Raw genomic sequence first — 14,803 nt, forward strand, 5'->3', positions numbered from 1 at the left:
CATAATGAGTTATAGTTTTTTTCTCTGTTTGAAGTATTTCAATTGCTAAATCTATTTTATATTTAACTTTTTCAGTTCTTACTTTAGTAGCTTTAGATGCAGCTGTAGATTTACTAGCACTATATGCTATATTTTTAGGATTATTTAATTTTTCTGTTAATTTAAATCCTTCAAAAGTTTCAATATTATCATATTGTTTTTCAACTTCTTTTAATTTATCATAATTTATACATTTTAATAAATTCTCATATTCAAGTTCTGTAAGATCTATTCTTTTATAAAAAACTTTCATTTTAGTACTTTCCTTTATTATATCATTTCATTTAATGAAATGATATAAGTTTTCAACTATTTAATAAATTAAATAGAAGTTTAACTATCAATCTATATTTCTATCTTTTTCTAATTTAACATAACAAGCATAAATCATTATTTTTTATTATAAGCTTACGCTTTTCTAAACTTTTTATATTCATCAATGATCTTTAGTTATATGCTCAAAATATTAGCTCAAATTGACTTAACAATATTAATAGATCTTGCAATTTATAATAATTCTTTTAGATTATATCAATTAAAATTAAATTATTAGATAATGAAACAATATTGAGTTGAGATTAAACACTTTTGAATTATATTTCCACTCTTCTACAAATAATATCACATTAAATAATATAATTAATTACCTATAATTGCAAATTCTAAAATGCCCTATTCTTTATTTTACTAGTAAACTATATTATATATGTTTATAAATTGCTTTATTTTAATACACTATTATAGATATAATAGTGTATAATATTAAAAATTAAGTAAGAATTGAGGAATTTCTGTGAATAATCATACTTTTTTAAATGAATTACATATGTTTTGGGGCCATTTCAAAAATGAACTAAAACTTACAAATAAATCTAAATACACAATTATTTCATATAACACTACAATTAATAGTTTTATTGAGTTTGTTGAGCAGTATGAAAAAATCTTAAATTTTACAAATTTAAAAAAAATTGACATTATGAATTTTTTAGAATACAAAAATCTTGTACTAGAAAAACATACAGAATTAGCTATGAGTTCTAAGAAATTATATATTACTCATTTAAAAACTTTTTTTACATTTATAAATGAAAATCTTGATTTAGATATTAAAATCTCTACTATATTTAAAATAAATATTAAAATTTCAAAAAGAACTCCGAAAGGTGTAGAAAAAAAAGATATTGAGATTTTAGAAGAATATTTAAAGAATTTACAATTAAATAATTTTTTAAATATAAGGAATTCTTTGTTAATAAAAGTATTACTTTACTCCGGTGCAAGAAGGGGAGAATTAGAGGTTTTAGAGACAAAGAACTTTATAAAAGATAAAGAACTTTATATTATTAATACAGTAGGAAAGGGAGATAAAGAAAGAATTCTGTATATTCCATCTATTTATATAGAAAAGGAATTATCTTACTATATTAGGAATAATATAGAGTTTATTGCAACAACAAAATCAGGTAAAATAATGGATGGTTCACAAATCTATAGATCATTAAATAATATTTATAAAAAATTAGGAATAAAGTACAGTGGAGTTCATATTTTAAGACATACTTTTGCAAAAAGCATGCTTGCAAAAGATGTAAATATTGTAACTGTTAAAGAATTATTAGGACATGCAAGTATTCAAACTACTATGATTTATACTAATCCAAATCAAAAAGAAGTTCAAAAAGCTTATTTAAATAGTATTAAATAAATTTTAATGATAAATATTTTACTAGTTTCACACAAGTATTTGGTGATTCGACTCCTTCTAGGTGTACTATTTTTTGACTAACTTAATCTATGAAATATCTTCAAAGTGTAATTATATAGTGCATGTTAAGATTATTATATTCCTACCCTTTAACAAATAAGCAAATTAAAAATAGGAATGATTTTTTATCTCTTTCTTATTCTATATAGGAAAAGATAACTTTATTTTATGTAATAAGCTAGTTTAAAATCTATGTATCTATAAACATATATAATAATTTGTACTTATTATAATTAAATAATAACTTATTGTGCTATTATTATTTAATTAAGTAATCTTTCCCTCATTTAGATGTAAAAATAAATAAGATTTACTGTCAAACTAATATTCAACATTTAGAGAGAATTATTTCATTTATGACTGGTACAGTAGAAGTATACTTATATAATGAAGAAAATGGGAAAAGATTAGATTTTACTGAAGATTTAGGTAATAAAAACTTCTATTTTAGATACATCTTCGCAAAGAGATATAAATTCTTCCTCTTTTTTTAAAACAAGTTTAAAACTTTCTAGATTATCATATCCCGAATAAAGTTTATGTTTTGAATCATTTATTTCTTGAGCATATTCAAGAGTTTTTTTTGGCATTTATAAAAATTCCTTTTATAATTATATTTTCATATCAGGACAAGCTGCTTTAAGATTAGAAAGAACTTCTTTTTCAAAAGGCAAGTCTTCAACTTCAGCTAAAGGCGTATCTAATTCTAAAAATACTTTTACAATCTTTGTATTCATCAGTTCATGAGTAAACTTATTTGGATTTTTTAATCCATGTTGTTCTCTTAGTTTTAGCCATGCTAATATTTCATAGGGAAATATCTGAAAACAAGGTATTTCATAGTTTTTCATTCTCTCTTTTAGGCTATCATTCTCTATTTGTGATGTTGCGTAGATTAGGTGGTATTCACAAAGCATTGTTATATGTTTATCTATTAAAGCTTCATCTTGGGTATCCCAATCTTGTAGTACATCATAAAATGGTTCGTATTTATTTTTTCTTGGAGCTATTGCTATTTTTTTATTTATTTCTATTTTTGATACAAATGAAAATAGGTCTAATAAAAACCAAGACCTTGTAGCAGCATGAAGTTTATAGTCTTTCTGTGCTCTTAAAGATAAGAGTTCTGCTGCTGCTTTATCTTCAAATAAAAGCTCATTATATCCACCACCACCTGGTGTTGTTTGTGTTTTGATATATGATTGTGTTTTATTTGCTACTGGATCATATGGTATTTTATTATTTCCATTATAAACTGCACCAATTATTATTGGTTTATCAATATTACCATTGATAAAACTTACAATTACTTCTGTATTTACTCTTGGGAAAAACTGTGCTCCCCAATCATTTCCACTATACATAGTATCAACATCTATAGTATTGTCACCACCTTGTGCTACTATTGCTGTTTGAACACCTGATATTGTTGGTTTTGTGATTATTGTTGATGTTGTATACGGTACACCTTCTGCAATTGCTTTAAAATCAACACTAAAAAGATAAGGATTTCCACTATCGACAAATTCATCAAGTGCATTAGGAAAGTTTGCTTCTAATGTAGTATTTGTAATGATTGCTGAAATTGTTTTATTTCTTCTTTCTTCATATAGAGTAGCTAATAAAGAATCATTAGTATATAAAGAAATAGAATTTCCAGTGATAAACTCTGCTCCTTAATAATTTTGAGTAGCATTTAATTTTGTATAACGGTTAATATCATTTGCTAAACCACCATTAAAAAGTTTCAATCTATCACGCATATTTTCAACTTCTAAACCAGCACGTAATTGGCTACTTATACTATTGTCTGGTAAACTAGATGAGGCAATTGAACTTCCTACGTTATCGTATTCATATTCACGTTCTTTCATTTAGTTTTTTACTTATTATTTGAGATACATCATTGTATTTATAATCTAAGTTTAAAGATGCTGTTTTTATTTGTTTTACATTATATACTGCACTAATAATTATTGGTTTTGTTATTAATAGTAATATTATCTTTCATATTTAAAGTTTTCATTTGATATACTCTTAGCTTTAAATATAGGGAAATATATGTCAAATACAATTATTTATAATGATGGTGAGTTGGAATTAAAAGTTTCTATTGAGAATGAAACAGTTTGGTTAACACAGAAACAATTAGGTGATCTTTTTGATGTTGAAGTAAATACCATTAATTATCATATTAAAAATATTTTCAAACAAAAAGAACTTGATAAAAATCCAACTATTCGAAAAATTCGAATAGTTCAAAAAGAAGGAAATAGAGAGGTCGAACGAGATGTTGAACATTATAATTTAGACATGGCTATATCTCTTGGGTACAGAGTAAATTCTATAACCGCTACAAAATTCAGAAAATGGGCAACATCAGTTTTAAAACGATATATTCAAAATGGGTATTCAATTAATACTCAAAAAATTACAAATGAAAGATTTGTATCTTTAGAAAATGAGGTTATAGATTTAAAGAGTAAAATTGTAAAAATAGATAGTCTTATAAAAAATAATACCCTAGAACTGAAACAAGGAATATTTTACAATGGACAAATATTTGATGCTTATGTATTTATATCTGATTTAATAAAAAAATCTAAAAAATCAATAATTTTAATAGACAATTACATAGATGATAGTACACTAACTTTATTTTCAAAAAATCTAGATATTAATATTCTTATTTACACACAAACAATTTCAAAAAAACTAAAACTTGATCTTGAAAAATACAATAAACAATATAAAAATCTAAATGTAAAAACTACTAAAAACTTTCATGATAGATTTATGATAATAGATAATGAAAAAGTATTTCACATAGGAGCTAGTTTAAAAGACCTTGGATCTAAAACCTTTGCATTTACTCAGATAAATTTAAATCATGAGGATATTTTGGATAATTTATAATTATTAAATTCCAAGGAAGTATTCTTGGAGTTAATTAAGCTTAAAAATATTGCACTTGTTAGCGGAATTTTTAGTTCTTAGGCATTTCAAAATCTTTTTCTATCATATATTCTTTATAACGTTTATCCAATAAATCAAATATCATTTTATAGCTTTCTTCATTTTGTGGGATTTGGGAAAAGCTTCTTATATTACTAAACATTACATCTATTTCATCATAAAATCTATATTTCCATTGGCTTGTAAATGCTACATAATCTACTACAAACTCTTTTCCATATTCATTATAAATTATATTATCAAGTTCTATACCTATAATTTCTTTCATCATAGTTATAAAATCTTGATGTTTTTCAAAAGTGATATTTTTTGAATAAGCATCAAATACATCTTGCATATTTTGTATTAGAAGTTTATTTTTATATGACCAATAGAGTACTAAAGCTATTTCTATACCTTCATAAGGATACTCTTCATTTTTTTCTTCTGGTAGTAATCCTATTGGAATATTATATTTGAGTTCTGTTGAAAACTTTTTTAGCAAATCTTCTAATTCTTGTGACATATTAACAACCTTACTATTCTAAAGATTTATTTATTTCATCTAACATTTTTTGTGCTTCATCTTTGTATTTTTGTGTTTCTTCATCGCTAATAGGTTCAATCTCTTCTTTTGGAAGTGGAGTCCATTGTGAATTTAACTCTTTATTGAAAAATTCGTAAAATTCATCAATAGGGCTATCCCCTAACATATCTGATTCTTCAATATTTTTAATAGCATTTTTCATATCTTCTTTATTCAAATACCTTTTTGCTAAAGGAAATACTACTGATTCTAATTCTTCTTGAGTTAATTCTCTTGCATACCATTCATCTAGCCATGAAGAAAAGTATAAACCGAATTCTTCTCCCCAAGCTTCAATGTATAGTCTTAAACTTGAAAATAATCCTTCATAATATACTTCAAAGCTCATTGTATTTAATGTATTTTTAACAGTTTCATCTACACCTTCAATTTCTATACATAAACACTCTATTAAGACTTGAACAATACGTACATCATTTGTACCTTCCACCATTTTAAGTAATTCGTTAATTCTATAAAACTCTTCTCTTGTACAATTATATTGTTTATTATATAGATTTAATAATTCATCTGCCCACTCTTGTGTATATTTAAAACTCACTTTTTCTCCTTGTTATATAAATATTCAGTTAATTCTTTTTTATATAAAGCCCATACATTTAGAATAACCCATCATCTCTGCTATTGCTTTATCATACTTATTTCCAAATTGTGTTTTGATATCTGCTATATCCATCAACATAGCTTCTTTTAGCATGCCAGCTCGAATTAATTTATTTTGCATACTTCTATAAGATTTACCAACATTTCCTTCCCAGCCGTGACTTAATGTTTGGTGATGGTCTCCTGGGTCCATTTGAATTGCAGGCATATTGCCTTCACTTACTTTTCCTCCATTATATATCCCTGTCTTAGTTCTATTGTTCCACCCTGGATAAGATGATTTTGCTGGCATATGATGTGATTCAATTCCTGATTTCTTTGTGCCTTTATAACTTCCGCCTGAATACTCTCCATCTTTTGTTTTCTTTCTTCTTCATAAAAGAAACTTTCATCTATATTTAGATTTTGATATTTAGACTTTAATTTATTTAGTAAAACAATTCCATATGGCATATTATAAGGTTTATTAGAATTTTTGATTTTATATATTTGATTAATATTATAGTTTATTAAAGGATGTGAAAATTCTTTTGGATTTTCATATCCTTGTCTTTTTCTTAAATTCAACCAGACTAATATTTCATAAGTAAATAGTTTTATATTAAAACTTGAATATATTTCAGTTTCTTCTATAAATTCTAAGTGTGCTTCACACATCAGATTTATAAGTAAGTCTACTTCTTTTAAATCTTTACTGAAACATTTATCTAATACTTGATTATATACTGGTAGAGTAAAAAGTTTATTTGTATCTTTATTTAATACATCTTGATTTGTCATTTTAGAATATAAATTTAGTATAAAGTCTAGGTTTATATTTAATATGTCATTATCTAAAATAATAGAATCATCTTTTTTATTTAGATTTAGTTTTATTATTTCAAATAAACTTTTAGTATCATCTTCCCAATTACATAAGATACTTTGAGAAAAGTATAAAGCTAAATTGTTTTGATTTATTTCAATATCTATATTTTTTAGTTCATTTGCTAATTGAATAATTAAAATTCCATACATAGCTGAAATAGCAAAATTATTGTTTATTAGTTCTTTATCTTTTAAAATCAACTCTGAATAAATATAATATGTAAGATAAGTAGTAGAAGAGTTATTAAAAGCATAAATAATCTCTTCTAAATCTTTTGAACTCTCAGCTATCCTTTCTAAATAGTTTGTATTTTTTTCAAGATACAAACCTTTGGAAATATCACTTGGAAAGTAATATTGTAAGGATTCGTTTTTTAAGGTTTCGTTTTGTTCTTTGATTAACTTTTCTGTTTTATTCATATCCATAATTTTAATACGTAATAGTATTATTTTCTATATCTGAAATACTAATAGTTGGTTCTTTTAATTGTTTTTGAATACTATAGTGGTTAAACAAATCCATTTTTTCTAAGTTTCTAATACTCTCTTTCCCTCCTAGAAAGTGAGATAACTTATATCCATACATTTCATTTTTTTCTACTTTACCTAGCTTCTTTAAGGCTCTATGAAATAATGGTTTACTACTTGCGTCATCCTCGTCACAATGCTTAGGATTTATAGAAATAAACCTATTCATAGCATAGTTTTCTTCTTCTTTATTAAAGTTTTCTCTATCTGCATCAGCAGATAAAAATATCATATTCATCATTGATAATAAAGATAAAGTATTTCCTTTTTTAGGTTCCCAAATATATAATTGTCCAAAAGCACTTCTAGCTATTACATAAATATCTTTTCTATTTTCGAATTGTGTTCCTTCTAAATAATCTTCTACTAACTCTTTATAATCATCTGGGTTAGTAAGCCAATAAAGTCCATCTAAAAATGAAGAAAACCCATATGTCTCCCAATAGTATATTAATTCCTTTGGTAAAATATTTTTATATTTATTGATTACTTCTTTATTTGCTTCATAAACTCTATCTGGTTCTTTAATTCTATTTTTAAACATATTTCTAAAGTGTTCAATATCAACAACTCGTCCCTTACTATCTCTTTCAAATTCTGGCATTTCTTTCCTTTATTTACATCTACTTAATTTAGCATTCATTTTATCTTTACCTTTACCATCAGCTTTTGCTTTACAAGCTGCATTATCAAGATCAGATACCCTATCTTTCCATTGACTTCCAATAGAAGAGTTTATTCCTTTATCTCCAAAGCCAGTTATTACATCTTTCCCAGCTGCAACCATATCTGGATTATGTAATGCTGCTAAAGTTTTCATTTCAGCTGTAGCAGCTGCTTCTGGATTTAAAGAACCACTATTCTCATATTTTTCAACTAACTTTTCTTGATGTTTGGCTCTTGCTGTCCTAGCTTCACTTGCATTCCTCTTTGGTCTATTTTTTAAAGAAGAATCTGTTGTTGCTTTTTCTCCTTTACAAGATACTCCATCAAAGGCTTCTCTTCCTTTAAGGTATTGATCTGCTGACATATCATTTAAACCAGCTTCTTGATCTTTTAATTGTTTATCATAGTCTTTTGCACTGTGTTTATCTTGTTTTTTCTTAAAACATTTAACTTTTGTTTGTTTTAGACTCTTAACTTTACCACCATCTTTTTTCTTTGCATTAGCCTTCTTACAAGCAGCAAGCTTCTCCCCTGCTTCTTGCGTAGCATCTGCTGCTGCATTATACTCTTTAACCATATCAGCAACATCCATACCAGTATTAACCAGGTCATAAACGTCATAGGCAGCCATTGCCCAACCTAAAAAAGGAACAGCTTTTAAAGGAAGTGTTGCTACTTTTTTAGCAGCTTTTTTTGCAGCAAATTTTTTTAAACCATCTAACTCTTTTAGTTTAGAAGCTAACTTACCTTTTGCTTTGTTAAGTTTCTTTTCTAATTTCTTTTGATTACACTTAGCAAACCCTAATGCATCAGTAAAGTTTAAAGGCTCATTCCCAACATACCGATAAAAGTTAAAATCCCCGCTCAGAAACTCAATAGGATCTAAAGGTAAGAATCTAGCAGTTGTAGAATCATAATACCTAGCTCTATAATAATAAAGATCATAAGAGTCAAACTCTCGTCCTGTATAACAATATGGGTTATATGTTTCTACAAGTTTTTCATGTTGAAGGATTTTACCATATGTATTATCATAAGTAATTGATTCTATTATTTCTCCATCTTTATTTGATAGAGCTATTATTGAGTTTTGGTGGTCTCTATGATAGTAGTAGGTTTTTGTTCTTTTTTTATTTACTTCGTGTTGTTGTTCTAGGGATAAAGCTTTATACTTTTCACAACATAAAGTTAATTGTATGAAGAGTTTTCAAGGATGTTATTCCCTGTTTTATCATAAGAGTAAGAAATTTAGGGGACAGTTTATATATTTAAATGGATAGTTAACTAAGTAGCATGTCTCCGGAATTTTTGAAAGTAGAAATTCAACCCTTTTTTATTTAAATAGTTCGTTTCTTTTCACATCTCGACATTTTTTATATAAGTGGTCTAAAAACTCCTTTAAAAAAGGAACTTCATTAGGTTTTTCTAAAGGTTCTTTTATTTCTAATAGTGTCTTTGCTATTAGTTCATTCATCAAAGGATGTGAAAATTCTTTTGGATTATTTAGCCCTTGTTTTTCTCTTAGGTTTAGCCAAGCTATTATTTCATAAGGATAAAGTTTCATAAATGGTAAATCTAACATTGAAACTTCATCTTCAAAGTGTTCTTGCTGTTGCTCTAAATGCATATCACACAAGATATAAACATATTTATCAACTTCACTTAAATCATTAGTATCCCAGTTTTCTAATATTTTATCATATGGTTTAAACTCTTTAGGATAAAAAGCTCTTCTTTTATTAATTTCATAATCTGAAATTTTACTATATAGTTCAATTAAAAACCAAGCTACTAAAGCGTTTTCATCCCCTCTTCTTATAATACAAGATTTAGCATTTAGTGAATCTATTAAATCATTTCCTATATCAAAAGCTTGATTCCATTGTTTTGAGATAATATTACTTGCAAAAAGATGAGTAGTTCTAATCATATCTAGTTCAGGATAACCTTTTAAGCATTTGGCTGCTTTTGAGTTTTCATGTATTGTCATATGAGAATAATATGAATATAAAGAAAACTCTTCTAAATACTTACTCTTGTCTTTTAAGTAAAACAAAGAATACGTAGCTCTATCTAAAGCATACAAAGCCAAAGCTTCAAAAGCAAAAGTAAAAGCATTTTCTGAAAAATTGTTTTCATATATTTTAAGATATTGTTTTATTTCAACATCTACAAATTCACTATCTTTAAAGTTTGATGTATAAAACCATGTTTTATTCTCTTCAAATCTTGAGTTTAATTCTTCATTTAATTGTTCTATTTTTGTCATTGGTTTTCCTATTTATTTTTTATAGTTTTATTTTATAAACCTATACTAAATCTTTCAATTATTAATAGCTTTTCATCTGTAAAAACAATATTAATAAAATATTCTTTCTCTTTGTCATTTAGAATCCAACGAAATCTATTTTTTACATATTTATTTTTTGAATCAGCTTTCTTACCTATTTTCTTACATATAGCTTCATAGTTATCTGAAGTTTCAATACCAAATGGTAATTTTATCTTAGTATCATTCTTTAATATTATTTGATTAAAATATAAATTTCCCTGACCAATATTTTCTTTTTGTTTTTCAGTAGAAGCTACTTCATCAAACATCATCTCAAAGCCATAATCTTTTCTAGTGATAAAAATTGTTGTGTTACCATCAATTACTTTTGGTCTTTCCTCTCCAAATTCTTCTAACATATCTAAAACTCTATCATCCCATTCAGGTAAGCTTAACATCTCTATCATATTATTTCCATCTAGTAACATTTTTATTCCTTTTTAACATTCTTGATTTTCTTTTATTTTATCTTCTAAAAACTTATCATAATCTATTTTTTTCATTTTTTCTAGACCTTTTTTTATCTTATCTTTACAATCATCATCTACACTATCCATTTTTTCTTTGTCTTTATCAGTTAAATCTTCCCCATATTTATTTGTTAGAGCTATTATTGAGTTTTGGTGGTCTCTATGATAGTAGTAGGTTTTGATTATTGAAGTTATATAGTGTTTTTTCTTTAGGGTTCTTTCATTTATAAATCTATAAGTCAAAAAACTTATAGATTGTTAGTATTGTTTTATTGTCAATTATTTATTCTAAAAATCTTCATCTAAAGTAATATCAGGACATTTTTTCTGAAGTTTTACAATAAGTTCTTTAGCATATGGTAACTCTTTTGGTTTAGAAAGTGGTTCTTTATTATCTAAATAAATTTTAGTGATATCTGTGTTCATTAAAGGATGTGAAAACTCTATTGGATTTTTTAGACCTTTTTCTTTTCTAATTCCTAAAAATATAAAAACTTCGTATACATATAATTTCATCACAGACTTATCAAATAACATATACTCACTTGTATTTTCATCATTATCTTTATTTTCTTCAATTAATAAATGTAATTCAATTAAATTACTTACAAATAAATCTACTTTTGTTAAATCATTTGTATCCCAATCATTTAAAATATTTTTATAGTCATCCATATTCTCAGGATAATCAGCTCTTTTTTTATCATATTCTTTATTGAAAGCTATAGAATATAAATCTATTAAAAACCATGCTTCTGGATATAATCTACATCCATATCTTATAATTGATCCTTCATTATTTAGAGAATCAATTAATTCAGAGCCAATTTCTATAGCTTTTTTATTCCAAGATATTAGAAATAATGAACTCCATAAATAAATAGCTTTTCTCATTAATAAAACAGAAGAGTGAGAATCATTACAATTTTTATTAAAAATAGATATAAGCTTATAACTATACCATGGGGAAGTTGAAAGAAACTGAGATACTTTCTCTTTATCTTCACAAAATGTATTTGCATAAATTGAAGTCATTAAATAAAAATCTGCAAGCTCTTCAAATAGTATAGAAATAGGAGTTTTATTATTTTTTATATTTTCAAGAATTGTATTAAAATACTTATTCATTGTTTTATGTAAAGAAAAGTCTTCATTGAAATACATTCTTAGATTGTGTTTATACTCTTTTTCTAGTTTTAAACTTATTTGTTCTTGATTTAGCATTATTTATTCTTTTATTTTCAAATATGTTTAGGTAGTTTTTCTACCGCTTTACCATAGGTTAATACTTTAATATTTAAAACTTCACTATACTCTTTATCAAAAAAAGCGTAAAGTAAATATAATTTTCCATCATCTCTTTCAAATTTCCATACTTTTTGGGGAAATCTTTTTGTATTATATGTTTGTTCTTTTCCTATTTTCTTAACAACTTCCTCTAAATTATCTCCCATTTTGATATTAAAAGGTGGTTCTATTTTTGAGTTATATGAAAACATAATTCCACCAAAAATAATATCACTTTTTCCATAAGGTCCTTTACTTTCTTCCATAACTCTAGAAAAATCTTTAAAAAACAACTCAATACCTAAATTTTCAATTGGCATTGAATTTCCACCATATTTTTTAAAATCTTTATCTATTATTGGTTTCGGAGCATTTAACTCTTCTCTCATATTTAATATTTTTTCATCCATCTCTGATAGATATAACATATCTATAAAATCATTTCCTGTTATCATTTTTTTCCTTTTTTTAATTATAATTTTTCAAATATGTTTAGGTAACTTTTCTACAGCCTTACCATAAGTTAATACTTTAATATTTAAAACTTCACTATACTCTTTATCAAAAAAAGCGTAAAGTAAATATAATTTTCCATCATCTCTTTCAAATTTCCATACTTTTTGGGGAAATCTTTTTGTATTATATGTTTGTTCTTTTCCTATTTTATTAACAACTTCCTCTAAATTATCTCCCATTTTTATATTAAAAGGTGGTTCTATTTTTGTATTGTATGCAAAAGAAATACCAGCAAAATAAATATCCCCTTTCTTATATATTTCATTATTATCATAATCACAAGGATCTTCAAAAAACAACTCAATACCTAAATTTTCAATTGGCATTGAATTTCCACCATATTTTTTAAAATCTTTATCTATTATTGGTTTAGGTGCATCTAGTTCCTTTCTCATATTTAATACTTTTTCATCCATCTCTGATAAATATAAGATATCTATAAAATCATTTCCTGTTATCATTTTTTTCCTTTTTATAAAGTGAATTTTCCTGCGTCAATACAATGTTGTATTTGATCATCAATAAAGTCAGTCAATTCATCATCTGTTTTTTCTTTTATTTCTTCTAATGCTTCTTTAATCTTTTCCTTACATTCCTCAGGAATATCTGCATCGTCTAATTGATCTTCATAAGCTTCTACATCTTTATCAACTGCATCACCTAAGTCTTCAGAATCTAACTCAATTTGTTCTTGAGTATTCTTATTTCCATTTGTTCTTCCTTGTTTATGAAAGTCCTTAGGTAAAGCAAGTGTTTCAGCCCAGTTTTTTAATCTATTTTTTATACAAGTTCCTAACTCAGAAACTCTTTTTAATCCTAAATCATCTGCTGCTCTTTTTAAAACTGATGCTTGAGAAGGAATATGATCTCTTTCTAAACCATTTTTTGCAGGATTTTTTTGATCTTTAAATAATCCTTTATTTCCACATTCTACATCACCTTCTGTACCTGCCACCTTAACTTCAGTATTTATATTTGTAGCAGTCCTTGCGGCAAGAAGTGCTGCTCGTTTTTCTGCTTCTGTTAAGACAACTCTTCCACCTGCTCCAACTGCAACAGCTCTTCCAACTGCAGGAGCAGCAGCTCTTAAAACTAAAGGAATGGCAGCTCTAACTGCTATTGAACCTACTATATAAAGAAGAGGTAGAAATGTTCCACTAGGATCCGTAAAATTAACAGGCTCATTCCCAACATACCTATAAAAGTTAAAATCCCCAGATAAAAACTCAATAGGATCTAAAGATAAGAATCTCTGCGTGCCTTCATGGTTCATTTCATTCAACCATGAAGGTTCCAAAACTATAAAAGTAAAGCAGTTTACTTTTATTTTACGTTTTTCACATAATACCTAGCTCTATAATAATAAAGATCATAAGAGTCAAATTCTCTTCCTGTATAACAATATGGATTATATGTTTCTACAAGTTTTTCATGTTCTAAAATTTTACCATATGTATTATCATAAGTAATTGATTCTATTATTTCTCCATCTTTATTTGTTAGAGCTATTATTGAGTTTTGGTGGTCTCTATGATAGTAGTAGGTTTTTGTTCTTTTTTTATCTTCTAGGAATTTATCTTCTTCTGATAAAGCTTGGTACTTCTCACAACATAAATGTGAAGTATCATAAGTAGTTATACTAAGTGGTGCATCTATACTTTCATCATGTAGAATTGTTGCTAATAGGTCTTGATTTTCATCTAAGATTGCTACTATGTTTAATCCATCATAGATATAGTTAAATACTTCTTTATTTACTACTTTTTGTATTCTTCTATTTACCGACAGTGGTGCTAAAGCACATCACTTTTGGTTCCGAACTTAAAAATAACAAGCAGTTGTTATTTTCTTTACAGTTCTCACATATTTAAAGCTTAAGTGTTTTACTACTTTACCATTTGGGTTATAGTATTTTACTTCTTTTAGTAGGTTTTGATTATTGAAGTTATAAGTATCATTCACAAAATGGATGGAGGTAATAAATGATGGTGAAGCATTAACAACAGCAATATTAGATTCATTAATTCATTGTGTACACTTTAGTGCATTTTTGAATTACACTTGACACTTTCTTATAATTATATTTAAATCTGCAAACATATTAATAATCAACCTTCCAACACCCTCTTCCCATAGTCTCTAATTTCACCATCTGGAGATACATA

The 14,803-nt window shown here is 26.0% G+C and carries 19 protein-coding genes and 1 pseudogene; 2 read left to right on the plus strand and 18 right to left on the minus strand.

From position 1 onward, the window contains the following. The coding region (locus KO488_RS00735) for a hypothetical protein (RefSeq protein ID WP_216056862.1) at positions 1–292 on the minus strand (292 nt) is incomplete at its 3' end. 540 nt (positions 293–832) lie between these two features. On the opposite strand from KO488_RS00735, the gene KO488_RS00740 reads away from it, so the two are divergent. Continuing rightward, positions 833–1,747 (plus strand): tyrosine-type recombinase/integrase, encoded by a 915-nt coding sequence (locus KO488_RS00740; protein WP_216056864.1) that lies wholly within the window; start codon positions 833–835, stop codon positions 1,745–1,747. 485 nt (positions 1,748–2,232) lie between these two features. Here KO488_RS00740 and KO488_RS00745 read toward each other — a convergent pair whose 3' ends face one another. The 3 genes from KO488_RS00745 to KO488_RS00755 form a co-directional block, all read right to left on the minus strand. Next, a complete protein-coding gene (locus KO488_RS00745) occupies positions 2,233–2,397 on the minus strand; it encodes a hypothetical protein (RefSeq protein WP_216056865.1) in 165 nt (54 codons plus the stop codon). 21 nt (positions 2,398–2,418) lie between these two features. Beyond that, positions 2,419–3,171: a bacteriophage T4 gp5 trimerisation domain-containing protein gene (locus KO488_RS00750; RefSeq protein WP_216056866.1), complete on the minus strand. Its 753-nt coding sequence runs from the start codon at positions 3,169–3,171 to the stop codon at positions 2,419–2,421. 312 nt (positions 3,172–3,483) lie between these two features. After that, on the minus strand, positions 3,484–3,681 hold the full coding sequence (locus KO488_RS00755; protein ID WP_216056868.1) for a hypothetical protein: 198 nt from the start codon (positions 3,679–3,681) through the stop codon (positions 3,484–3,486). 187 nt (positions 3,682–3,868) lie between these two features. Between KO488_RS00755 and rhuM the strand changes: the two genes are divergently transcribed. Further along, a complete protein-coding gene (gene rhuM / locus KO488_RS00760) occupies positions 3,869–4,723 on the plus strand; it encodes a virulence RhuM family protein (RefSeq protein ID WP_216056869.1) in 855 nt (284 codons plus the stop codon). A 70-nt stretch (positions 4,724–4,793) separates the two neighbouring features. Here rhuM and KO488_RS00765 read toward each other — a convergent pair whose 3' ends face one another. From KO488_RS00765 to KO488_RS00830, 14 genes and pseudogenes are all read right to left on the minus strand, one after another. Continuing rightward, a complete protein-coding gene (locus tag KO488_RS00765) occupies positions 4,794–5,288 on the minus strand; it encodes a hypothetical protein (RefSeq protein WP_216056870.1) in 495 nt (164 codons plus the stop codon). Positions 5,289–5,301: 13 nt separating this feature from the next. After that, the gene (locus KO488_RS00770; RefSeq protein ID WP_216056871.1) at positions 5,302–5,910 is read right to left on the minus strand and encodes a hypothetical protein; all 609 of its coding nucleotides are present in this window, start codon (positions 5,908–5,910) and stop codon (positions 5,302–5,304) included. A 39-nt stretch (positions 5,911–5,949) separates the two neighbouring features. After that, a complete protein-coding gene (locus tag KO488_RS00775; RefSeq protein ID WP_216056872.1) occupies positions 5,950–6,180 on the minus strand; it encodes a hypothetical protein in 231 nt (76 codons plus the stop codon). Positions 6,181–6,191: 11 nt separating this feature from the next. Continuing rightward, positions 6,192–7,259, minus strand: a complete 1,068-nt coding sequence (locus tag KO488_RS00780) for a hypothetical protein (protein ID WP_216056873.1) — start codon at positions 7,257–7,259, stop codon at positions 6,192–6,194. Between the two features lie 10 nt (positions 7,260–7,269). Beyond that, complete coding sequence (locus tag KO488_RS00785; protein ID WP_216056874.1) at positions 7,270–7,971, minus strand: GAD-like domain-containing protein; 702 nt, start codon at positions 7,969–7,971, stop codon at positions 7,270–7,272. 9 nt (positions 7,972–7,980) lie between these two features. Further along, entirely contained in the window at positions 7,981–8,664 is a 684-nt protein-coding gene (locus tag KO488_RS00790) for a polymorphic toxin type 15 domain-containing protein (RefSeq protein ID WP_216056875.1), read from the minus strand. A gap of 180 nt (positions 8,665–8,844) precedes the next feature. Continuing rightward, positions 8,845–9,231 (minus strand): annotated as a pseudogene (locus KO488_RS15480) (RHS repeat domain-containing protein); the annotation flags it as partial. A gap of 135 nt (positions 9,232–9,366) precedes the next feature. Continuing rightward, positions 9,367–10,302 carry a hypothetical protein gene (locus KO488_RS00800; protein WP_216056876.1) on the minus strand — a complete coding sequence of 312 codons (936 nt, stop codon included), beginning with the start codon at positions 10,300–10,302 and terminating at the stop codon, positions 9,367–9,369. 32 nt (positions 10,303–10,334) lie between these two features. Then, entirely contained in the window at positions 10,335–10,793 is a 459-nt protein-coding gene (locus tag KO488_RS00805) for a hypothetical protein (RefSeq protein ID WP_216056877.1), read from the minus strand. Positions 10,794–10,805: 12 nt separating this feature from the next. Beyond that, positions 10,806–11,078 (minus strand): hypothetical protein, encoded by a 273-nt coding sequence (locus KO488_RS00810; protein WP_216056878.1) that lies wholly within the window; start codon positions 11,076–11,078, stop codon positions 10,806–10,808. 45 nt (positions 11,079–11,123) lie between these two features. Further along, positions 11,124–12,059 carry a hypothetical protein gene (locus tag KO488_RS00815; protein WP_216056879.1) on the minus strand — a complete coding sequence of 312 codons (936 nt, stop codon included), beginning with the start codon at positions 12,057–12,059 and terminating at the stop codon, positions 11,124–11,126. 17 nt (positions 12,060–12,076) lie between these two features. Continuing rightward, on the minus strand, positions 12,077–12,577 hold the full coding sequence (locus KO488_RS00820) for a hypothetical protein (protein WP_216056880.1): 501 nt from the start codon (positions 12,575–12,577) through the stop codon (positions 12,077–12,079). A gap of 27 nt (positions 12,578–12,604) precedes the next feature. Next, complete coding sequence (locus KO488_RS00825; protein WP_216056881.1) at positions 12,605–13,099, minus strand: hypothetical protein; 495 nt, start codon at positions 13,097–13,099, stop codon at positions 12,605–12,607. Between the two features lie 11 nt (positions 13,100–13,110). Then, positions 13,111–13,911, minus strand: a complete 801-nt coding sequence (locus KO488_RS00830) for an RHS repeat-associated core domain-containing protein (RefSeq protein ID WP_228318944.1) — start codon at positions 13,909–13,911, stop codon at positions 13,111–13,113. Positions 13,912–14,803 lie beyond the last annotated feature (892 nt).

The organism is Poseidonibacter lekithochrous, assembly GCF_018861145.1.
GTDB classification, from domain to species: Bacteria; Campylobacterota; Campylobacteria; order Campylobacterales; family Arcobacteraceae; genus Poseidonibacter; species Poseidonibacter lekithochrous_A.